This is a genomic window from Streptomyces sp. NPDC039424, assembly GCF_055639495.1.
In genome coordinates this window covers 288809-309964 of the sequence record NZ_JBVKAI010000003.1, presented here as the reverse complement: position 1 = coordinate 309964, position 21156 = coordinate 288809, and the positions used below count along the sequence as shown (strand labels likewise).

18 protein-coding genes are annotated in these 21156 nt (G+C 70.5%); 6 read left to right on the top strand and 12 right to left on the bottom strand.

Annotation, left to right across the window (positions count from 1 at the left end; all coding sequences use genetic code 11):
- Position 1 precedes the first annotated feature (1 nt).
- The 4 genes from ACZ7L0_RS09625 (at position 2) to ACZ7L0_RS09610 (ending at position 4737) form a co-directional block, all read left to right on the top strand.
- Positions 2 to 1327, top strand: coding sequence for a DUF2252 domain-containing protein (locus ACZ7L0_RS09625; RefSeq protein ID WP_471241876.1), 1326 nt, complete (start codon positions 2 to 4; stop codon positions 1325 to 1327).
- 68 nt (positions 1328 to 1395) lie between these two features.
- Entirely contained in the window at positions 1396 to 2088 is a 693-nt protein-coding gene (locus ACZ7L0_RS09620; RefSeq protein ID WP_471241875.1) for a hypothetical protein, read from the top strand.
- Positions 2089 to 2166: 78 nt separating this feature from the next.
- The gene (locus tag ACZ7L0_RS09615) at positions 2167 to 2991 is read left to right on the top strand and encodes a thioredoxin domain-containing protein (protein ID WP_471241874.1); all 825 of its coding nucleotides are present in this window, start codon (positions 2167 to 2169) and stop codon (positions 2989 to 2991) included.
- 75 nt (positions 2992 to 3066) lie between these two features.
- Entirely contained in the window at positions 3067 to 4737 is a 1671-nt protein-coding gene (locus tag ACZ7L0_RS09610; RefSeq protein WP_471241873.1) for an alkaline phosphatase D family protein, read from the top strand.
- Between the two features lie 7 nt (positions 4738 to 4744).
- Here ACZ7L0_RS09610 and ACZ7L0_RS09605 read toward each other — a convergent pair whose 3' ends face one another.
- The gene (locus ACZ7L0_RS09605; RefSeq protein WP_471241872.1) at positions 4745 to 5314 is read right to left on the bottom strand and encodes a dienelactone hydrolase family protein; all 570 of its coding nucleotides are present in this window, start codon (positions 5312 to 5314) and stop codon (positions 4745 to 4747) included.
- 116 nt (positions 5315 to 5430) lie between these two features.
- Here ACZ7L0_RS09605 and ACZ7L0_RS09600 point away from each other — a divergent pair, with 116 nt between their 5' ends.
- Entirely contained in the window at positions 5431 to 6537 is a 1107-nt protein-coding gene (locus ACZ7L0_RS09600) for a mechanosensitive ion channel family protein (protein WP_471241871.1), read from the top strand.
- 57 nt (positions 6538 to 6594) lie between these two features.
- Here the strand turns inward: ACZ7L0_RS09600 and ACZ7L0_RS09595 are convergent, their stop codons facing one another.
- The 5 genes from ACZ7L0_RS09595 to ACZ7L0_RS09575 form a co-directional block, all read right to left on the bottom strand.
- On the bottom strand, positions 6595 to 8181 hold the full coding sequence (locus tag ACZ7L0_RS09595) for a Na+/H+ antiporter (RefSeq protein WP_471241870.1): 1587 nt from the start codon (positions 8179 to 8181) through the stop codon (positions 6595 to 6597).
- A 99-nt stretch (positions 8182 to 8280) separates the two neighbouring features.
- Positions 8281 to 8751, bottom strand: a complete 471-nt coding sequence (locus ACZ7L0_RS09590; protein WP_471241869.1) for a GNAT family N-acetyltransferase — start codon at positions 8749 to 8751, stop codon at positions 8281 to 8283.
- A complete protein-coding gene (locus ACZ7L0_RS09585) occupies positions 8748 to 9692 on the bottom strand; it encodes an RluA family pseudouridine synthase (protein WP_471241868.1) in 945 nt (314 codons plus the stop codon). The genes ACZ7L0_RS09590 and ACZ7L0_RS09585 overlap by 4 nt, the downstream gene beginning before the upstream one ends.
- Before the next feature lie 52 nt (positions 9693 to 9744).
- Positions 9745 to 10347 (bottom strand): signal peptidase II, encoded by a 603-nt coding sequence (gene lspA / locus ACZ7L0_RS09580; protein WP_471241867.1) that lies wholly within the window; start codon positions 10345 to 10347, stop codon positions 9745 to 9747.
- A 70-nt stretch (positions 10348 to 10417) separates the two neighbouring features.
- Positions 10418 to 12010, bottom strand: coding sequence for a TraR/DksA family transcriptional regulator (locus ACZ7L0_RS09575; protein ID WP_471241866.1), 1593 nt, complete (start codon positions 12008 to 12010; stop codon positions 10418 to 10420).
- Positions 12011 to 12589: 579 nt separating this feature from the next.
- Here ACZ7L0_RS09575 and ileS point away from each other — a divergent pair.
- Positions 12590 to 15736: an isoleucine--tRNA ligase gene (ileS, locus tag ACZ7L0_RS09570; RefSeq protein ID WP_471241865.1), complete on the top strand. Its 3147-nt coding sequence runs from the start codon at positions 12590 to 12592 to the stop codon at positions 15734 to 15736.
- Between the two features lie 185 nt (positions 15737 to 15921).
- Here the strand turns inward: ileS and ACZ7L0_RS09565 are convergent, their stop codons facing one another.
- From ACZ7L0_RS09565 to ftsZ, 6 genes are all read right to left on the bottom strand, one after another.
- Complete coding sequence (locus ACZ7L0_RS09565) at positions 15922 to 17106, bottom strand: DivIVA domain-containing protein (protein ID WP_471241864.1); 1185 nt, start codon at positions 17104 to 17106, stop codon at positions 15922 to 15924.
- Positions 17107 to 17157: 51 nt separating this feature from the next.
- Positions 17158 to 17448 carry a YggT family protein gene (locus ACZ7L0_RS09560; RefSeq protein WP_471241863.1) on the bottom strand — a complete coding sequence of 97 codons (291 nt, stop codon included), beginning with the start codon at positions 17446 to 17448 and terminating at the stop codon, positions 17158 to 17160.
- Positions 17449 to 17498: 50 nt separating this feature from the next.
- Entirely contained in the window at positions 17499 to 18131 is a 633-nt protein-coding gene (locus ACZ7L0_RS09555; RefSeq protein WP_471241862.1) for a cell division protein SepF, read from the bottom strand.
- Between the two features lie 129 nt (positions 18132 to 18260).
- Positions 18261 to 18980, bottom strand: coding sequence for a YggS family pyridoxal phosphate-dependent enzyme (locus tag ACZ7L0_RS09550; protein ID WP_471241861.1), 720 nt, complete (start codon positions 18978 to 18980; stop codon positions 18261 to 18263).
- Between the two features lie 6 nt (positions 18981 to 18986).
- The gene (gene pgeF, locus ACZ7L0_RS09545) at positions 18987 to 19715 is read right to left on the bottom strand and encodes a peptidoglycan editing factor PgeF (protein ID WP_471241860.1); all 729 of its coding nucleotides are present in this window, start codon (positions 19713 to 19715) and stop codon (positions 18987 to 18989) included.
- A gap of 10 nt (positions 19716 to 19725) precedes the next feature.
- Entirely contained in the window at positions 19726 to 20925 is a 1200-nt protein-coding gene (gene ftsZ, locus ACZ7L0_RS09540; protein ID WP_471241859.1) for a cell division protein FtsZ, read from the bottom strand.
- Positions 20926 to 21156 lie beyond the last annotated feature (231 nt).

Sequence of the window (21156 nt, the reverse complement as noted above, 5' to 3'; positions counted from 1 at the left end):
GATGTCGGTTCCCCAGCTCAACGACGAGCAGCGCGGCGAGGAGATCCTCGCCGTCTTCGACACCGCCTTCGGCGAGCTCCTGGCCGCCGACCCGGCCGCGTTCCGGGTGAAGTTCCGGAAGATGGCGGCCTCGGCCTTCGCGTTCTACCGGGGCACGGCGGCCCTCTTCTACCACGACCTCGACGCCGAGAAGCGGGGCGGCCCGTACCTCGACGAGCGGACGTCCCGGGTGTGGATCCACGGCGACCTGCACGCCGAGAACTTCGGCACGTACATGGACGCCACCGGCCGCCTGATCTTCAACGTCAACGACTTCGACGAGGCGTACGTCGGCCCGTTCACCTGGGACCTGAAGCGCTTCTCCGCCTCCATCGCCCTCATCGGGTACGCGAAGGCGCTCGGCGACGACCAGATCACCGAGCTGGTCCGGGTCTACGCGGCCGCCTACCGCGAGCGCGTGCACGCCCTGGCGACCGGCGCCAAGCGCGACGAGGTGCCGCCCTTCACCCTGGACACCGCCCAGGGCGCCCTCCTGGACGCGCTGCGTGACGCCCGCTCCCTGACCCGGTTCGGGCTGCTGGACTCGATGACCGAGATCCGCGACTTCGAGCGCCGCTTCGCCCCGGGCGGCGGCTCCATCGAGCTGGACGCGGCCTCCCGCTACAAGGTGCTGGCCGCCTTCGACGGCTATCTGGAGACGCTCCCGGAGACCTCGCTGGCCCGCCCGGACTCGTACCGGGTGAAGGACGTCGTCGGGCGGCGCGGCATCGGCATCGGGTCGGCCGGTCTGCCGTCGTACAACATCCTCCTGGAGGGCCACAGCGACGCCCTGGAGAACGATGTGGTGATCTACATCAAGCAGGCCCAGACCCCGGCCGTCTCCCGGCACATCACCGACCAGGCGATCCGTGACTACTTCCAGCACGAGGGCCACCGCACGGTGATCTCCCAGCGCGCCCTCCAGGCGCACGCCGACCCGTGGCTGGGCTGGACCGAGCTGGACGGCGCGGGCCAGTTGGTCGCCGAGGTGTCGCCGTACGCGGTCGACCTGGACTGGAGCGACATCGACGACCCGGAGGAGATCGCGGCGGTCGTCGCCGACCTCGGCCGGGCCACCGCCACGATGCACGCGGCGGCCGACGACACCTCCGGCGAGTCCCTGGTGCCGTTCTCCACCGAGCGGGCCATCGACGCGGCGATCGCGGCGGACGAGGAGGGCTTCGCCCAGCTGCTGACCGACTTCGCGCACGGGTACGGCGCACGCGCGCGTGCCGACCACCAGATCTTCGTCGACCTGTTCCGCAACGGCCGGATTCCAGGCCTGTAACCGACCGGCCGCTCACAGGCGCCCTTTAGGGGTCTCTTACAGCGGCGCGTGACACACTCTCCCCGACTATGGACATATCCCGGATCCAGCTCAGAGCCGTACGCGCGGCGCTGTTCACGGCACTGGTCGTGACCCTCAGCACCGCGTCGCACGTGCTGCTGTCCCGGGTCCCGCTGCCGGTGAACACGGTGGCCGCGGTCGCGGTCGCCGTGTTCGTCCTCGCCTACGCCCTGGCGGGCCGCGAGCGCGGCTTCGCCAGGATCGCCGCCCTGCTGATCCCGCTGGAGCTGGCCGCCGACACCGTCTTCACCACCGGCCAGCACGTCTGCTACGGCCGGGCGGGCGGCCCGGTCGCGGGCCCGCTGCGCTCGGTCGGCTGGGACGTGCTGTGCGGCAACGGCAGCGGTGTCGGTACCCCCCTCGCACGGGTGACCGGCACGGACACCGACCGGCTCGCCCTGCTGCTGGCCCACGCCGACCCGGCGACCGCCTGGCTGCTGCTCGCCGCGCACGTCGGCGTCGGGCTGCTCGCCGCCGCCTGGCTGCGCCGGGGCGAGCGGGCGCTGGGCCAGGTGGTGCGCGCGGTGGGCGCGACGACGTTCCGGCCGCTGCTGCTCGCGGTCGCCTCGGGGGCGGTACGACGGGTCCCGAAGGTGCGTCGCCCCTCCCGCCCGGTCCGCCGTACGGCCATCGCCCGCGACCTGCTGCTCACGCACTCCCTGGGACGGCGCGGACCGCCGCGCCGGGCCGCCCTCGTCTGAGCGGCACCACCCGAGCACGGCCCCCATGAACATCCCCGCGCACTTCATCTGTGCGCGCGTCCCTACGGAGAGCATCACATGAGCAAGCGGAACAGCGCGGCGGCGAAGACGGCGGCCCGCGAGCGGCTGCGCCAGGAGCGCGAGCGCCAGGCCAAGCGCGACAAGGCCAAGCGGCAGGCCATCGTCGCCGGTTCGGTCGTGGCCGTACTGGCGGCGGCCGGCGGCATAGGCTACGCCGTCGTCCAGGCCAACAAGCCCAGCTACTGGGCGGGTCTGAAGGACGCCAAGGTCGTCGCCCCGGCCAACACCACGGGCGCGAAGGGCACCACCCTCGTCATCGGCAAGAGCAGCGCCAAGAAGACCCTCAAGGTCTACGAGGACCCGCGCTGCCCCGTCTGCGCCCAGTTCGAGCAGGCCGTCGGCTCCACCGTGAAGAAGGACGTCGACGACGGCAAGTTCAAGATCCAGTACATCGGTGGCACGTTCATCGACGACAAGGACAACGGCCAGGGCTCCAAGAACGCGCTGAGCGCGATGGGCGCCGCGCTGAACGTCAGCCCGGAGGCGTTCATCGAGTACAAGGCCGCGCTGTACTCGGCGAAGTGGCACCCGGACGAGACGACCGACAAGTTCAAGGACGACGCCTACCTCATCAAGGTCGCCGACACCGTCTCCGCGCTGAAGGGCAACACCGCCTTCCAGAACGCGGTGAAGAAGGGCACGTACGACGCCTGGGCCGTGGCCATGTCGAACACCTTCAACACCAACAAGGACGGGGTGACGGGGACGCCGAGCTTCGTGATGAACGGCAAGAAGCTCACCACCAACGGCCGGCCCGACGGCAACCCGCCGATGACGGTGGCCGAGTTCAACTCGTTGGTCGGGGCGGCCCTCAAGGCCTAGCCACTGCGTAAAGGGCGGGCGAACTTTGTGAGTTCGCCTGCCCTTTTTGCGTACCGATCAGTAACCTGATCGGCCGTGACCAGTCGATACAGAGCCTCCACATCGTCCGAGGGCCTCAACTCCCTCTCCCCGCGCCGCCGTACGGTCGTCAAGGCCGCGGCGGCCACCGCTGTCCTGGCCGGCCCGCTCGCCGCCGCGCTCCCGGCCCGGGCCGCCACGGACACGCCCGCCTTCCTGCACGGCGTAGCCTCCGGCGACCCGCTGCCCGACGGCATCCTGCTGTGGACCCGGGTGACGCCCGCCGCCGAGGCGATACCCGGCTCCGGGCTCGGCGCGGACACCGAGGTGAGCTGGGTGGTCGCGAAGGACAAGGCGTTCACCACCGTCGTCGCCAAGGGCTCCACCACCGCCACGGCCGCCTCCGACCACACCGTCAAGGCCGACATCCGCGGCCTGGAACCGGCCACCGACTACTGGTTCCGCTTCTCGGCCGGCGGCACCGACTCCCCGGCGGCGCGCACCCGCACCGCGCCGGCGGCGGACGCCGCCGTCACGGGCCTGCGCTTCGGCGTCGTCTCCTGCGCCAACTGGGAGGCCGGCTACTTCTCCTCGTACCGTCACCTCGCGGCCCGCGGCGACCTCGACGCCTGGCTGCACCTCGGCGACTACATCTACGAGTACGGCACCGGCGAGTACGGCACGCGCGGGACCGTCGTACGGCAGCACGCGCCCACCCACGAGATCCTCACACTCGCCGACTACCGCACCCGGCACGGCAAGTACAAGACCGACCCCGACCTGCAGGCCCTGCACGCCAAGGCGCCCGTCATCGCGATCTGGGACGACCACGAGTTCGCCAACGACACCTGGTCGGGCGGCGCCGAGAACCACACCGAGGGCGCCGAGGGGACCTGGGCGGCCCGTCAGGCGGCGGCCAAGCAGGCCTACTTCGAGTGGATGCCGGTACGCCCGGCGATCGCCGGCACCACCTACCGCCGTCTGCGCTTCGGCAAGCTCGCCGACCTCTCCCTGCTGGACCTGCGCTCGTTCCGCTCGCAGCAGGTCAAGGTCGGCAACGGCTCGGTCGACGACCCGGACCGCACGCTCACCGGCCGCGCCCAGCTCGACTGGCTGAAGGCCGGGCTGAAGGCCTCCGACACCAAGTGGCGGCTGGTCGGCAACTCGGTGATGATCTCGCCGTTCGCCATCGGCTCCCTCTCCGCCGACCTGCTCAAGCCGCTGGCCAAGCTGCTCGGACTGCCCCAGGAGGGCCTCGCCCTCAACACCGACCAGTGGGACGGCTACACCGACGACCGGCGCGAACTGCTGGCCCACCTGCGCTCCAACGCCATCGGCAACACCGTCTTCCTGACCGGTGACATCCACATGGCGTGGGCCAACGACGTGCCGGTGGACGCCGGGACCTACCCGCTGTCCGCGTCGGCGGCCACCGAGTTCGTGGTCACCTCGGTCACCTCCGACAACCTCGACGACATCGTGAAGGTCCCCGAGGGCACCGTCTCCGCCGTCGCCGCCCCGATCATCAAGGCCGCCAACCGGCACGTCCACTGGGTCGACACCGACCGGCACGGCTACGGCGTCCTGGACATCACCGCCGACCGCGCGCAGATGGACTACTACGTGCTGTCCGACCGCGCGGACACGAACGCCACCTCCACCTGGGCGCGTTCCTACCGCACGCGCAGCGGCACCCAGAAGGTCGAGCGGACCTACGACCCGGTGTAGCCGCCGGCTAGAGCGATTCGAGGAAGCCGAGCGCCACCCGCCAGGTGGCCTCGGCGGCCTCCTCGTCGTAGTCCGGCAGGTCGGGGTCGGTGTAGAGGTGACCGGCCCCGGCGTATCTGTACACCTCCACGTCGGCGCCCGCCCGGCCCATCTGCAGGTACCAGGCGGACAGCCAGTCGTCCGTCTCGAACGGATCCGGCTCGGCGACGTGCAACTGCACCGGCAGGTCGTCCACGGAGGTGTTCGGCGCGAGGTCCGAGGTGCCGTGCAGGAGCAGCAGCCCGCGCGCCTTCTCGTCGCCGAGCGCGAGGGTCTGCGCGATGGAGGCGCCGAGCGAGAACCCCGCGTAGACGAGTCCTCGCTCGGAGTACGGCGCTGCGGCCAGTACGGCCCGCTTCAGCAGCTCGTCCTTGCCGACCTCGTCGTTGAAGGCCATGCCCTCCTCGACCGTGTCGAACGTACGCCCCTCGAAGAGGTCCGGCGTCCACACCTCGTGCCCCGCGGCACGCAACCGGTCCGCGGCCCGGCGCACCGCGGGCCTGAGGCCGTAGGTCGAGTGAAAGAGCATGATGTTCATGAGGCCATGGTGCCAGCCGGTGCGCCAGTGACGGACTGCGACCGTGTCCGGCGCTACCCAGATACGCGCCGAAGTCACATGTTCATGCCCCCGGAGCGCCGGTTAGGTTCGCAGGCATGGACGCTCTCCGCCCACTGATTGTCATCGGCAGCGCGGTTCTGGTGACCCTGGCCATCGGCTGGGCCACGGACCGGCTGCTGCGCAAGGCCGACGAACGAGACCATGAGACACCGCTGTGGGGACTGCTGCGCCGTGCGCGCGTTCCCTATCAGCTCGTGATCTGCTCCGCCATGCTCAGAGGGTCGTACGACCAGGCGAAGCTGCTGGAACAGCACCAGGCCGGCATCGGCCGGACACTGACCCTGGTGCTGATCGGGTCGGCGGCCTGGTTGGTGATCCGTATCGCGGGGGCGATAGTCGAGACGTCCTACAGCCGGTACGCCCGCGCCCATCGGGACGCGGCCAGGGTGCGCCGGGTGCGCACGCAGGTCGAGCTGATCATGCGGGTGGTCTCGGCGATCGTCATCGTCGTGGCCGCCGCCTCGATGCTGCTGACCTTCCCGGCGATGCGCGCCGCCGGCGCCTCACTGCTGGCCTCGGCCGGCATCCTCGGCATCGTCGCCGGTGTCGCCGCGCAGTCCACGCTGAGCAACATGTTCGCCGGGCTGCAGATCGCCTTCGGCGACATGGTGCGGATCGGGGACACCGTGGTGGTGGACGGCGAGTGGGGCACCGTCGAGGAGATCACACTGACCTTCCTGACGGTGCGGACCTGGGACGAGCGCCGGATCACCATGCCGGTGTCGTACTTCACGGCCAATCCCTTCGAGAACTGGTCGCGCGGCACCCCGCAGATGACCGGCATCGTCTACTGGCACCTGGACCACAGCGCGCCGATCGAGGCGATGCGCGAGAAGCTCCGCGACATCCTGCGCGAGTGCGCGGCCTGGGACGGCCGTGCCCACGGCCTCCAGGTCACCGACTCGACGCCCAACACCGTCCAGGTCCGCGCGCTGGTGACCGCGAAGGACGCCGACGACATCTGGACGGTACGGGTCACGGTCCGCGAGCAGATGATCACCTGGCTGTACGCGGAACACCCGTACGCCCTGCCCCGCGTCAACACGGCCGACGCGGTGCTGCCTCCGCACTGGGCCCATGTGCCCTCCCAGGACGGCGTCCACCGCCGCGCCTATGAGCAGCCGAGGACGGGGAGGGGCTGATACCTCGACGCAAGGGACGGCCAGGGACGGCCGCTGCGGGCGGCGCGAAGTGGGAGGTCATCTCAGACTGCGTACGTCGAGATGCCGCAGCACCCGGTCCACGATCTCCGGATCCGCCCCGGGCTCACTTCGCGCCGCCATCACCTCGTGTCGCGCGGCGCTGAGCATCTCCCCCTGGATCCGCCGGACCCGCTTCAGCCTGCGCACCCGCTGCTGATGCGCCTCCCGCCGCTCGTCCTCCCCCATGTCCGGACTGATCCGCAGCCCGATGTCGAACGCCCGCCGCCCCATCTGCTCGGCCAGCTCCTCCGGCAGCTCCTCGATCTCCTCGATCTCCTTCAGCCGCCGCTTCGCCGCCTTCGCCGCCCGCACGGCCAGCTGCTTCTCGAACTCCTTCTCGCGCTCCGTGTCCGAGCGCACCCCCAGCCGCTTCACCAGCCACGGCAGCGTCAACCCCTGCAGCACCAGCGTCCCCATGATCACCCCGAAGGCGATGAACACCATCTCGTCCCGGTCCGGAAACGCCGACCCGTCATCGGTTCGCAGCGGAACCGCCAGCGCCAACGCCACCGACGCCACGCCCCGCATCCCGGCCCACCACATCACGACGGTCTCCCGCCAGCTCATCGGGATGTCCTCGTCGTAGTCCCGCCTCGCGTGCAGTCGCTTTGTCAGCCAGGTCGCCGGCATCAGCCACAGCAGTCGTACGAAGACCACCACACCCAGGATCGCCGCCGCCCAGCCGAGCAGCTCGCCCCACCGCCCGGACGCCGTGCGGATCGCGTTGTGCAGCTCCAGGCCGATCAGCCCGAACGCCACCCCCGTGACGAGCGTGTCGATCACGTCCCAGACGGTGTGCCCGGCGAGCCGCGTCATCACGTCGTCCGGGTCGGAGGCGTACTCGGCGAGGAAGAGCGCGGTGGTGAGCACGGCGAGCACCCCGGAGCCGTGCAGCTCCTCCGCGAGCACGTACGAGGCGTACGGCACCAGCAGCGTCAGACCGATCTGCAGGGTCGCGTCCCCCAGCAGGTCCATCAGCCGGTTGGCGCCCCAGCCGAGCCCCAGCCCCACGGCGACGGCGACCACCGCGGACAGCACCAGGTCCAGTCCGGCCCCCCACGGCGAGAAGCTCCCGCCGACCACCGCGGCGATCGCCACGTGGTAGAGGACGATGGCCGTGACGTCGTTGAACAGCCCCTCGCCCTCCAGGATCGACACCAGCCGGCGCGGCAGTCCGAGCTGCCCGGCGACGGCGGTCGCGGCCACCGGGTCGGGCGGCGCGACCAGCGCGCCCAGCGCGACGGCGGCGGCCACCGGCAGTCCCGGCACGATCGCGGAGGCGACGGCCGCCACGCACACCGTGGTGACGAAGACCAGGGCGACGGCGAGCAGGAAGATCGGCCGTTTGTTGGCGGTGAACTGCCGCCAGGAGGTCCGCCGCACCGCCGCGTAGAGCAGCGGCGGCAGCAGCGCGGGCAGGATCAGGTCCGGCGGGATGTTCACGTTCGGCACGAAGTCGGCCACCGCGAGCACGATTCCGAGCAGCGTCATCAGCACCGGCGCCGGCAGCCCGAACCGGTCCCCCACCGGCACGCTCACCAAGGCCCCGAGCAACAGGATGAACAGCAGAGCCAACTGATCCACGGCCGGCGCTCCGGTGGTTCGACGTCACACGGCTGCCCCCAAGCCTGCCATGTACCCCTGCTCACCGGCCGTCCGGGACCGCCCCGGCGGCGGTCCGCGCTACAGTGCGCGCCGCATCGCCCGGTGCGGAATGCCCGCCTCCGGGTATTCCGGCCCGTACGCCTCGTATCCGAGCCGCTCGTAGAATCCCAGCGCGTGCGTCTGCGCGTGCAGGTCCACCGCCGCCAGTCCACGCGCGCGTGCCGCGTCCTCGACGGCCCGCACCAGGGCCACCCCGACGCCCAGCCCGCGAGCCTCCTTGGCCACGGCGAGCCGCCCCAGCGAGCCCACCGAGGCGTCACCGCCGGTCTTGGCCGCCGCCGCCTCGCCGTACAGCAGCCGGCCGGTACCGAGGGGCACGCCGTCCTCCCGGACCGCCAGCAGGTGCACGGCCACGGCGTCGTACGCGTCGTACTCGATGTCCTCGGGCACGCCCTGTTCGCCGACGAAGACCTCCTTGCGCACCGCGAAGCAGGCCTCCCGGTCGGCCGGGCTCTCGGCTACCCGCACCGCGTACGGCGTGCCGCTCACCCGTAGGTCTCCTCGCGGACCTGGTCGAGCGCCTGCTGGAGGTCCTCCGGGTAGTCGCAGGCGAACTCCACCCACTGCCCGTCCCCGGGGTGCTCGAAGCCGAGCCGTACGGCGTGCAGCCACTGGCGGGTCAGGCGGAGCCGCTTGGCGAGCGTGGGGTCGGCGCCGTAGGTCAGGTCGCCGACGCACGGGTGGCGGTGGGCGGCCATGTGGACGCGGATCTGGTGGGTGCGGCCGGTCTCCAGCTTCACGTCGAGCAGGGAGGCGGCGCGGAAGGCCTCGATGAGGTCGTAGTGGGTGACGGAGGCCTTGCCGTCCGCGGTGACGGCCCACTTGTAGTCGTGGTGGGGGTGGCGGCCGATGGGGGCGTCGATGGTGCCGCTGGTCGGGTCGGGGTGGCCCTGTACGAGGGTGTGGTACCGCTTGTCGACCGTGCGCTCCTTGAACTGGCGCTTGAGCGACGTGTACGCGTACTCGGACTTGGCGACCACCATCAGGCCGGAGGTGCCGACGTCGAGCCGGTGCACGATGCCCTGGCGCTCGGCGGCGCCGGAGGTGGAGATCCGGTACCCGGCGGCGGCGAGCCCGCCGATGACGGTCGGCCCGGTCCAGCCGGGGCTGGGGTGCGCGGCGACGCCGACCGGCTTGACGATCACGACCACGTCGTCGTCGTCGTGCACGATCTCCATGCCCTCGACCGGCTCGGCGACCACCTGCACCGGCGCGGGTGCCTGCGGCATCTCGACCTCCAGCCAGGCACCCCCGCTCACCCGCTCGGACTTGCCGACCACCGCGCCGTCGACCTGGACCTTGCCCGCGGCGGCCAGCTCCGCCGCCTTGGTACGGGAGAAGCCGAACATGCGGGAGATGGCGGCGTCGACGCGCTCGCCCTCCAGGCCGTCGGGCACGGGCAGGGTTCGGATCTCGGGAAGCGTACTCACCCGACGAGTATGCCGGACGGGTCGGACTACGCCGTACGAGCCTCCCGCGGCCTCAGTCCTTGTGGACCGTGCCGTCCGGGTCCAGGCCACGGAAGGACAGCAGCACGATCAGGATGCCGCCGCAGACGATCGCGGAGTCGGCCAGGTTGAACACCGCGAAGCCCTTGGGCGCGATGAAGTCGACGACCTCGCCCTCGAAGATCCCCGGCGAGCGGAAGATCCGGTCGGTGAGGTTGCCCAGCGCGCCGCCGAGCAGCATGCCGAGCGCGATCGCCCAGGGCAGGCTGTAGAGCTTGCGGGCCAGGCGGATGATCACCACGATCACGGCCGCCGCGATGGCCGTGAAGATGACCGTGAAGGCCTGGCCGAAGCTGAAGGCGGCGCCGGGGTTGCGGATGGCGGTGAACTCCAGCCAGTCCCCGAGGACCTTGACCGGCGCGTGGTGCTCCAGCCTGGCGACCACGATCAGCTTGCTGACCAGGTCGAGGGCGTACGCGAAGGCGGCCACCGAGAACAGCACGGCGATCCGGCGCCGGCCCCGGGGCCGCTCGGCCGGCGTCTCCGCGATCGCCGCGGTCGCCGCGGTCTCATCGTCTCCCGCTCCGGCCGCGCCCGGGGTGTCCGGCGTACCGATGATGCGCTCCGCCTCTGCCACGTGAGTCCCTCAACCTAGGTGCCTGACTGCAGACGAGACTACGGCACGCCACGGCAGGCCCCGGTAGCGGTCAGTACCGGCGTTCCTGCTTCTGCTTGCACTCCACGCACAGGGTGGCTCTGGGGAAGGCCTGCATCCTGGCCTTGCCGATGGGGTTGCCGCAGTTCTCGCACAGACCGTACGTGCCGGAGTCGAGCCGTTCCAGGGCCCGCTCGGTCTGGATGAGCATCTCGCGCGCGTTGGCGGCCAGCGCCATCTCGTGCTCACGCGTGATGTTCTTGGTACCGGTGTCGGCCTGGTCGTCGCCGGCACCGTCCCCGGAGTCCCGCATGAGCCCCACGAGCGACTGCTCGGACGCGGTGATCTCGGCGCTGAGCCGTGCCTCCTCGGACTGCAGCTCGGCGCGGGCCTCCTCGACCTCCTCCAGGGTCCATGGGTCCTCGCCGGGGCGCACCGCGAGCTCGCCGGGCTCCACCGCGGCGAGGCGTGCCTTGGGAACGGCGGTACTCCCCGCCGTGGCCGTGCCAGGAGTCTTCTTCGCAACCACCGTTGTGGCTCCCGTCTGCTTCGCGGCCTGCGCCGCGCCCGCCTTCTTGGCCGAACTCTTCCCGGCCACCGCCTCCGCGGTGCCCGCCTTCTTACCCACCGCTTCCCCGACGCCCACTTCCGCGACCCCGTTTTCCGCCACACCGCTCTCCTCGGCGCGTGCTGTCTCGGCGCCGGGTTCCTCCACCGCTTTCTCGACCGCCGTCTTCGTTGAACGGGGCCGCTTGGCGCCGGGTTCCTTCACCGCCGCCTTCTTGGCCACCGCCCCGGATTCCCCAGCCCCCGCCTTGCCGACCCCCGCTTTCCCGTGCTCCGCCCCCTCGGCCACGACCTTCTCGCCGCCGGTTTCCTCGGCGGAAGCTTTCCCGGGGCTGGCCTCTTTAGCCCCGGCCTTCTTGGGGATGACCTCTTTGGCCGCCGCCTTCCCGCCCCCCGTCCCCTTGGCCACCACCTTCGCGCCACCGGATTCCCCGGCCGGGACCTTTCCGGGGCCGGTCTCCTTCCCCGCGGCCTTCCTGGGGATGACCTCCCTGGCCACCACCTTTGTGCCACCGGATTGCCCTGCCGAAGCCTTCCCCCGGCCGGTCTCTTCGGCCGCGGTCTTCTTCGGAGTGGCCTCCTCGGCCGCCGCCTTCCCGCCCCCCGCGCCCTTGGGCGCCTTCGCCGCGGCCTTCTTGGGGATGACCCCTCTCGCCACGACCTTCTTGCCCCCGGATTCCTTGGCCGAGGATTCCTTGGCCGAAGCTTTCCCCGAGGCAGTGGCCCGCGCCTTCCCGGCCCCCGCCTCCTTGGCCACCGTTTTCTTCGCGGCGCCCTTCTTCGCGGTGCTCTTCGTGGCCGCCACGGTCTTCGTGGCCGCGGCCTTCTCGGCCGCCTTCGTGACCGCCGTCTTCCGGACCGTGCTCGTTTGGGCCACGCTCTTCCGGGCCGCGTCCTCTTCGGCAGTCCCCTTCGCGGGCGCCTTCGCCGACGTCTTGCCGGCCGTCCGTTTCCCGACCGCCTTCTCCTGGGCCGCCCGCGCCGGCCTCACCGGGTTGCCCACACCGCCGGAGGCACCCGCGCCCCTGGCCCTGCCGGACGCCGCCGACTGCTGTACGGCGGTCTTCTTCACCACCATGGCCGCGGCCCCTTCACATATTGTGATCTTGCACGCGAATCGTGCTGGGACGATAAATCGACTTGAGTCCCGCGGCAACGGGGCACGCCGCCCGATCCGCCCGCCCCGCGACCCCCGCGCGACAAGCCTGCATGCGTTGTGCCCAGCTCCCCGCCGGGTAATCCGCCGAGCCGGGCATCCCGGGATCCGAACACGCGTACCTCGCCATTCGGGGCATCTCACCCCTCCGGAAATCCGTCTGCCACTGTCCCCGGGGCGCCGTACACTGGGCGGAGCGAAAAGCGTGGATGGGGACGAGTAGCGGCGTACGCAGCCCAGAGCGACCCGGGGACGGTGGAAGCCCGGGGGCGAGCGCGACGTGAAGATCACCCCGGAGCCGCCGGAAGAAAGCCGCAGCAGGACCGCCGCGGTCGGTAGAACCGGCATCGCGACCCCAATGAGGGGGCTCATCGGTGCGCACGAAGCACCGGGGGCCAAGGAGGGTGGTACCGCGGGAGCGCGCCGCACACGGCGTACGTAGCACATACGGCTCTCGTCCCTCCGACGGAAGGCAGCAAGTCCGTTGGAGGAAGCTCGCTGATGACAGCGCCGACGTACCGCCCGGTACCCGCCCAGGTCGACCTGCCCGCGCTCGAGCACGCGGTGCTCGACTTCTGGCGCGAGCAGAAGATCTTCGCCAAGAGTCTGGAGCAGTCCGAGGGCCGCCCCGAATGGGTGTTCTACGAGGGCCCGCCCACCGCCAACGGCATGCCCGGCGCCCACCACATCGAGGCCCGCGTCTTCAAGGACGTCTTCCCCCGCTTCCGCACCATGCGCGGCTACCACGTGGCCCGCAAGGCCGGCTGGGACTGCCACGGCCTCCCGGTGGAGCTGGCGGTCGAGAAGGAGCTGGGCTTCTCCGGCAAGCAGGACATCGAGGCGTACGGCATCGCCGAGTTCAACGCCAAGTGCCGCGAGTCCGTGACCCGCCACACCGACGCCTTCGCCGAGCTGACGACCCGCATGGGGTACTGGACGGACCTCGACGGCGCCTACCGCACCATGGACCCGGCCTACATCGAGTCGGTCTGGTGGTCGCTGAAGGAGATCTTCGGCAAGGGTCTGCTGGTCCAGGACCACCGCGTCGCCCCCTGGTGCCCCCGCTGCGGCACCGGTCTGTCGGACCACGAGCTGGCGCAGGGCTACGAGACGGTCGTCGACCCGTCCGTGTACGTCCGTTTCCCGCTCACCTCCGGTCCGCTCGCCGGGGAGGCCGCACTCCTGGTGTGGACGACGACCCCGTGGACCCTGGTCTCCAACACCGCCGTCGCCGCCCACCCCGAGGTCACCTACGTCGTCGCGACGAAGGGCACGGACGGCGCGGAGAAGCTCGTCGTCGCCGAGCCGCTCGTGGGCAAGGCACTCGGCGAGGGCTTCGAGCTCACGGGCGAGACCTTCACCGGCGCCGAGATGGAGCGCTGGACGTATCAACGTCCGTTCGAGCTCGTGGAGTTCCCGGCCGAGGCGCACTTCGTCGTCAACGCCGACTACGTCACCACCGAGGACGGTACGGGCCTGGTCCACCAGTCCCCCGCCTTCGGTGAGGACGACCTCAGGGTCTGCCGCGCCTACGGCCTGCCGGTCGTGAACCCCGTCCGCCCGGACGGCACCTTCGAGGAGACCGTCCCGCTGGTCGGCGGTGTCTTCTTCAAGAAGGCGGACGAACAGCTCACCGAGGACCTCCAGCGGCGCGGCCTGCTCTTCAAGCACCTGCCGTACGAGCACAGCTACCCGCACTGCTGGCGCTGCCACACCGCGCTGCTCTACTACGCGCAGCCGTCCTGGTACATCCGCACGACGGCCGTCAAGGACCGGCTGCTGGCGGAGAACGAGAAGACCAACTGGTTCCCGGAGACCGTCAAGCACGGCCGGTACGGCGACTGGCTCAACAACAACATCGACTGGGCGCTGTCCCGCAACCGGTACTGGGGCACCCCGCTGCCGATCTGGCGCTGCGAGGACGACCACCTCACCTGCGTCGGCTCCCGCGCCGAGCTGACCGAGCTGACCGGCACCGACCAGTCCGGACTGGACCCGCACCGCCCCTTCATCGACGAGGTCACCTTCGCCTGCCCGCAGTGCGAGAAGACGGCCACGCGCGTGCCGGAGGTCATCGACGCCTGGTACGACTCGGGCTCGATGCCGTTCGCGCAGTGGGGCTACCCGTACAAGAACAAGGAGCTGTTCGAGAGCCGGTACCCGGCGCAGTTCATCTCCGAGGCCATCGACCAGACCCGCGGCTGGTTCTACACGCTGATGGCGGTCGGCACCCTGGTGTTCGACAAGTCGTCGTACGAGAACGTGGTCTGCCTCGGTCACATCCTCGCCGAGGACGGCCGCAAGATGTCCAAGCACCTGGGCAACATCCTGCAGCCGATCCCGCTCATGGACCAGCACGGCGCGGACGCGGTGCGCTGGTTCATGGCGGCCGGCGGCTCCCCCTGGGCGGCACGGCGCGTGGGCCACGGCACCATCCAGGAGGTCGTCCGCAAGACGCTGCTGACCTACTGGAACACGGTCGCCTTCCAGGCCCTGTACGCCCGCACCTCCAACTGGGCGCCCAGCGAGGCCGACCCGGCCCCCGCCGAGCGCCCGCTGCTGGACCGCTGGCTGCTGTCCGAGCTGCACGCGCTGACCGACCAGGTCACCCAGTCCCTGGAGGCGTACGACACCCAGCGCGCCGGCAAGCTGCTCTCGGCGTTCGTCGACGACCTGTCCAACTGGTACGTCCGCCGCTCCCGCCGCCGCTTCTGGCAGGGCGACAAGGCGGCGCTGCGCACCCTGCACGAGGTCGTCGAGACGGTCACCAGGCTGATGGCCCCGCTGACCCCGTTCATCACCGAGCGGGTCTGGCAGGACCTGGTCGTACCGGTCGCCCCCGGCGCCCCGGAATCCGTCCACCTGGCCTCCTGGCCCGAGGCGGATCTGTCGGCGATCGACCCGGAGCTGTCGAAGCAGATGGTCCTGGTCCGCCGCCTGGTGGAGCTGGGCCGCGCCACCCGCGCGGAGTCGGGCGTCAAGACGCGCCAGCCGCTGAGGCGCGCGCTGGTGGCGGTGGCGGGCTTCGAGACGCTGGACACGGAGCTGCACGCGCAGATCACCGAGGAGCTCAACGTCGAGGCGCTCGCGTCCCTCTCCGAGGTCGGCGGTTCGCTGGTCGACACCACGGCGAAGGCCAACTTCCGTGCGCTGGGCAAGCGGTTCGGCAAGCGCGTCCAGGACGTGGCGAAGGCCGTCGCCGCGGCCGACGCCGCCGCGCTGTCCCTGGCCCTGCGCGAGGGCACGGCGTCGGTGGAGGTCGACGGTGAGACGATCACCCTCGCCCCCGACGAGGTGATCATCACCGAAACCCCGCGCGAGGGCTGGTCGGTGGCGTCCGACTCCGGCGCCACGGTCGCCCTGGACCTGGAGATCACGGAGGAGCTGCGCCAGGCCGGCCTGGCCCGTGACGCGATCCGTCTGATCCAGGAGGCCCGCAAGAACAGCGGCCTCGATGTGGCCGACCGCATCGCGCTGCGCTGGACGTCCACGGACCCGGCGGTCGTCGCGGCGCTCACCGAGCACGCGGAGCTGATCGCCGACGAGGTCCTGGGCACCGACTTCGCCCAGGGCGAGGCGGACGACTCCTACGGCGAGCCGTTCACCGACGAGGGCCTGTCCCTCACCTTCCGCCTGCGCAAGGCGTAAGGCGCACGGCGCGCGCAGAAGACACGAGGGCCCGGTCTCCCCCGCGGAGACCGGGCCCTCGGTGTGTGGCCGCCCAACGCCCGTGCCAACGCGCGTAAAAAGGGCGGAGCCCCGGATATCGCATCCGGGGCTCCGCCCTGTGAACGCTGCCGACGCCTAGGGCGTACTACTGACCGTGCCGGCCGTCAGTTGTCGTCCTCGTCGATCAGGAACCCGCGCATCGGCGAGGGAGCCTGGCCCATCGGCGACGGGCCCTGCGGGCGGACCGGAGCCATCGGCTGGGTCATCGCAGGGGTCATCTGCTGCTGGCCGCCGTAGGACGGACCGGCGGGGTTCGGCCCACCGCCCATGCCCTGGTTGCCGCCGTAGGACGGGGCGCTCGCGCCGGCCGGGGCCATGGAGGGCGCCGGGGACGGCGGCAGGGAGGCCGTGGCCGGAGTCCGCGGCGGGGCCAGGGAGTCGTCCGCCTGGGTCTCCAGCTGACGGAGCTGGGACTCGAGGTACGACTTCAGGCGCGTACGGTACTCGCGTTCGAAGCCACGCAGGTCCTCGACCTTGCGCTCCAGCGTGGCGCGCGCGGACTCCAGGGAGCCCATGGCCACGCGGTGCTTCTCCTGCGCGTCCCGCTCGAGCGCGTCGGCCTTGGCGCGGGCGTCACGCTCCAGACCCTCGGCGCGGCTGCGGGCCTCGCCGACGATCTTGTTGGCTTCGGAGCGGGCCTCGGCGATCGCCTGGTCGGCGGTCTGCTGGGCCAGCGAGAGGACACGGGCGGCGCTGTCGCCGCCGGGGCCCTGACCGGGGCCGCCCATCGGACCGCCCATGGGGCCGCCCATCGGACCGCCCATCTGCTGCTGCATGGGGGGCTGACCACCCATCGGGCCCTGGCCCATCGGACCCTGACCCATCGGGCCGGGACCCTGCGGACCGCCCTGACCGCCGGGGCCGGCGGGCAGCTGCGGGGCACCGCTCGGCAGCTGGGGCGGACCACCCATGGGGCCACCCATCTGCTGCTGCGGCGGGCCCGATATCCCGGCGGGTACCGGAGCGCCGGGTCCGCGCATGCCCTGCTGCGGCATGCCGCCCTGCTGCATACCGCCCTGCGGCATACCGCCTTGCTGCATTCCGCCCTGCTGCATTCCGCCCTGCTGCTGGTCCTGCTCCGGCGGCTTGCGCATGTTCTGCTGGTTCTGCGCGGCCGCGCGCGTGGCCGCGGCCAGTTTGGCGCGCAGGTCCTCGTTCTCGCGGAGCAGACGGGTCAGTTCGGCTTCGACCTCGTCGAGGAAGGCATCGACCTCGTCCTCGTCATAGCCTTCTCGGAGGCGGACGGTCGTGAACTGCTTGTTCCGCACGTCCTCGGGGGTCAACGGCATCTCTTCACCTCAACGTAGTCATCGGCAGTCGGCAAGACCTTTCGTCCACAGTCACCCCATCAGGTTTCCCACGATGGAGATGAGAATGTAAACGATGATCATCAGTACGAAGAAGGACAGGTCGAGCGCCACGCCCCCGAGACGCAGCGGCGGGATGAAGCGCCGCAGAAGCTTCAACGGTGGATCGGTGACAGTGTAGGTGGCCTCCAGTACGACCACCATGGCCTTGCCGGGTTGCCACGAGCGGGCGAACTGGAAGACGTAGTCCATGACCAGCCGGAAGATGAGCACGATGAGGAACACCATCAGCGCGATGTAGATCACCTCGGCGAACACGCTCATGGCCTGTGCTTCACTCTCCCCTGTTTCGTGCTTCGTTCCGGTTGTGTGTCTCAGCTCTGGTTGAAGAACCCGCCCTCTGCGATGCGGGCCTTGTCCTCCGCCGTGACATCGACGTTAGCAGGAGACAACAGGAACACCTTCTGCGTCACCCGCTCGATGCTGCCGTGAAGACCAAACACCAAACCGGCCGCAAAGTCGACAAGTCGCTTCGCGTCTGTGTCATCCATCTCAGTCAGATTCATGATCACCGGCGTGCCTTCACGGAAGTGTTCCCCGATGGTACGGGCCTCGTTGTAGGTCCGGGGGTGAAGGGTGGTGATCCGGTAAGGCTCTCGTTCCGACACGACCTTGGGCATGATCACCGGTGCGTTCTTCTCCAGGGACTGACGTTCTTGTGTGATGGATGCCACGGGCGCGATCCGCGCCGGGCGTCCCGATTCCGCGGGGAGCGAAGCGGCGTGGGCAATCGGGTCGCGCGGTGCCGGAGGCTGCACGACTCGTACCGATTCGTCCCTTTGGGACTGATGCGACTGGTGTGACGGCTCGTGCCGTCGGTGGTCCCGCTCGGGCTCCGGGTCCAGTTCGGGCTCGAAGTCGTCGTCGGGGTCGAAACCGCGGCCGTCGTACCCATCGTCCTCCACGAGGCCGAGGTAGACCGCCATCTTGCGCATCGCGCCGGCCATGCTCTGAGTCCTCCGCTCTGTGGTGGATCGGCTGACGACTGCCAAGTGCCCGCGATCCACGAGGTCGTTCTGTCCGCCTTTCGGCGACATTGACCATATTTTCTGCTGTGGTCCGACTTCTTGGCGACGTTACCCGAGCTTGGGGCGGACTCCGAGTACCGCAGTGCCGATGCGTACATGTGTCGCTCCGGCGGCCACGGCGGCCTCGAGATCCGCACTCATCCCTGCGGACACCATGTTCGCAGCAGGATGGGCTCGGCGCAGGTCGGTCGACAAATCCATCAACCGCTCGAAGGCCGCCCGTTGGCGCCCGGCGTACTCACCGGTCAGCGGTGCCACGGTCATCAGCCCGTCGAGCCGCAGTCCCGGAGCGCCGGCGACGAGGTCGGCCAACTCCTCGATTCCGCCCGGCGCCACACCACCGCGCTCCCCCCGTTCGCTCGCCCCGGCGTCGAGCGCGACCTGGATCAGGCATCCCACCTCGCGCCCGACCCGCACGGCCTCCTTCGACAGCGCCGTGACGAGCTTGGAACGATCGACGGACTGCACGACATCGGCGTAACCGACCACGGATCGCACCTTGTTGGTCTGCAACTGGCCCACGAAATGCCAGGAAAGGGGCAGGTCCGAGCATTCGGCCGCCTTGGGGGCGGCATCCTGGTCGCGGTTCTCGGCGACATGGCGCACACCGAGTTCCGACAGGATCCGCACATCGCCCGCCGGGTAGGTCTTGGTGACCACGATCAGGGTCACCTCCTCCCGCTCGCGCCCGGCGGCCACGCAGGCCGCGGCGATGCGCTCCTCCACTTTCGCCAGATTTGCGGCGAGTTCGCCCTTACGGTCCGTCATGCCCCATCAGTCCAACCACACATAGCCCGCGAGCCGCCCGGTGGTGCGGTCGCGTCGGTACGAGAAGTGATCGCCCGATTCCAGCGTGCACACCGGCGAGTGCTGCCGGTCGCGCACCCCGAGGCGTTCGAGCTGCGCGTGCACTCCGGCGCTCACGTCGACCGCCGGGGTGCCCCAACTCGTCTCGGAGTGCGCCGCCGGCTCGACGGCGGCCACCTCGGCGCGCATCGCCTCCGGCACCTCGTAGCAACGTCCGCAGACGGCCGGTCCGGTGCGGGCGACGATCCGGTCCGGCTCGGCGCCCAGTTCCACCATGGCCCGCACCGCGGCCGGGACGACCCCGGCGGCCATGCCCGGCCGCCCCGCGTGGGCCGCGGCGGCGATCCCGGCCACCGGGTCGGCCAGCAGCACCGGCGTGCAGTCGGCGGTGAGGACGGCGAGGGCGAGTCCGCGCCGCGCCGTGACGATCGCGTCGACCTCGGGCACCGGGTTCTCGCCCCAGGGTCCGTCGACCACGGCCACGCCGGCCCCGTGCACCTGGTTCATCCACACCACGTTCGCCGGGTCCAGGCCCAGTGACTTGGCGGCCAGTTCGCGGTTGGTCCGAACGGCGTCGGGGTCGTCGCCGACCGCGCCGCCGAGGTTGAGCTCCTCGTACGGAACGGCGCTCACCCCGCCCCACCGGTCGGTGAAGGCGAAGTGCGCGCCGTTCACGATGTCGTGCTGTCCTATCACGTCAGGAGGATCACTTGAGGAAGTCCGGTACGTCCAGCTCCTCGGCCGCGCTGTCCGAGTAGGTCCGCGACGGCGGCACCGGCGGAGCGACCGGGATCTCGGCCACCGGCTCCGGAGCGGCGGGCTCCGGCTCCTCCTTGGGCGTGACGCTGCCGAGCGACCCGAAGGAGGGACGGCTCTCGGGCTGCCGGGCCGGCGCCGGCTCCTCGCGCCGGGCCGAGGACGAGGACGAGCCGAGGACGGTGTCCCGGCGGGCCGGCGGCTGGCCCCCGTCGAAGCCGGCCGCGATCACGGTGACCCGGACCTCGTCGCCGAGGGCGTCGTCGATCACCGCGCCGAAGATGATGTTGGCCTCGGGGTGGGCGGCCTCGCTGACCAGCTGGGCGGCCTCGTTGATCTCGAACAGGCCGAGGTCGGAGCCGCCGGAGATGGACAGCAGCACGCCCCGGGCGCCGTCGATGGAGGCCTCGAGGAGCGGTGAGGAGATCGCCATCTCGGCCGCGGCCACCGCGCGGTCGTCGCCGCGGGCCGAGCCGATGCCCATGAGGGCGGAACCGGCCTCGGACATGACCGACTTGACGTCGGCGAAGTCGAGGTTGATCAGGCCGGGGGTGGTGATGAGGTCGGTGATGCCCTGCACACCGGAGAGCAGGACCTGGTCGGCCGACTTGAAGGCGTCGAGCACCGAGACCTGGCGGTCCGAGATGGACAGCAGCCGGTCGTTCGGGATGACGATGAGGGTGTCGACCTCTTCGCGGAGTTCCGCGATGCCGTCCTCGGCCTGGTTGGCGCGGCGCCGTCCCTCGAAGGTGAACGGGCGCGTGACCACGCCGATGGTGAGGGCGCCGAGCGAGCGTGCGATGTTGGCCACGACGGGCGCGCCGCCGGTGCCGGTGCCGCCGCCTTCACCGGCCGTCACGAAGACCATGTCGGCCCCCTTGAGGACCTCCTCGATCTCCTCACGGTGATCCTCGGCGGCCTTGCGGCCGACGGCCGGGTTGGCTCCGGCGCCGAGTCCGCGGGTGAGTTCGCGGCCGACGTCGAGCTTGACGTCGGCGTCGCTCATCAACAGCGCCTGTGCGTCGGTGTTGATGGCGATGAACTCGACGCCCTTGAGACCGACCTCGATCATCCGGTTGATGGCATTGACACCACCGCCGCCGACACCGATGACTTTGATGACTGCGAGGTAGTTCTGCGGTGCTGCCACGTCGAAGGCCTCTCGCCTCGAGTTACGTGTCGCCGCATCGCGACCTTGCCGCGATCCGACGACTGATGCCGAATGGGACGGTCCGTAGCGCCGACCCGAACCCTAACCCTGAAGTTTAGGGTTACCAGTGTGTCTGTTCCTTGAAGTCTTCTGAACAGGACACTAAGTCGACAAGTGGCGCCCGTTCAACGAACACGCCGAACCTCCCGTTTTTCTTTTCACCCTATGTGA

Bases quoted from the DNA above. Each gene is read 5' to 3' on its own strand.
- ACZ7L0_RS09615 (WP_471241874.1), top strand. From the start codon at position 2,167: ATGAGCAAGCGGAACAGCGCGGCGGCGAAGACGGCGGCCCGCGAGCGG.
- ileS (WP_471241865.1), top strand. From the start codon at position 12,590: ATGACAGCGCCGACGTACCGCCCGGTACCCGCCCAGGTCGACCTGCCC.
- ACZ7L0_RS09575 (WP_471241866.1), bottom strand. From the start codon at position 12,010: ATGGTGGTGAAGAAGACCGCCGTACAGCAGTCGGCGGCGTCCGGCAGG.
- ACZ7L0_RS09565 (WP_471241864.1), bottom strand. From the start codon at position 17,106: ATGCCGTTGACCCCCGAGGACGTGCGGAACAAGCAGTTCACGACCGTC.
- ACZ7L0_RS09550 (WP_471241861.1), bottom strand. From the start codon at position 18,980: ATGACGGACCGTAAGGGCGAACTCGCCGCAAATCTGGCGAAAGTGGAG.
- ACZ7L0_RS09555 (WP_471241862.1), bottom strand. From the start codon at position 18,131: ATGGCCGGCGCGATGCGCAAGATGGCGGTCTACCTCGGCCTCGTGGAG.
- ACZ7L0_RS09620 (WP_471241875.1), top strand. From the start codon at position 1,396: ATGGACATATCCCGGATCCAGCTCAGAGCCGTACGCGCGGCGCTGTTC.
- ACZ7L0_RS09560 (WP_471241863.1), bottom strand. From the start codon at position 17,448: ATGAGCGTGTTCGCCGAGGTGATCTACATCGCGCTGATGGTGTTCCTC.
- ACZ7L0_RS09605 (WP_471241872.1), bottom strand. From the start codon at position 5,314: ATGAACATCATGCTCTTTCACTCGACCTACGGCCTCAGGCCCGCGGTG.
- ACZ7L0_RS09625 (WP_471241876.1), top strand. From the start codon at position 2: ATGTCGGTTCCCCAGCTCAACGACGAGCAGCGCGGCGAGGAGATCCTC.
- ACZ7L0_RS09600 (WP_471241871.1), top strand. From the start codon at position 5,431: ATGGACGCTCTCCGCCCACTGATTGTCATCGGCAGCGCGGTTCTGGTG.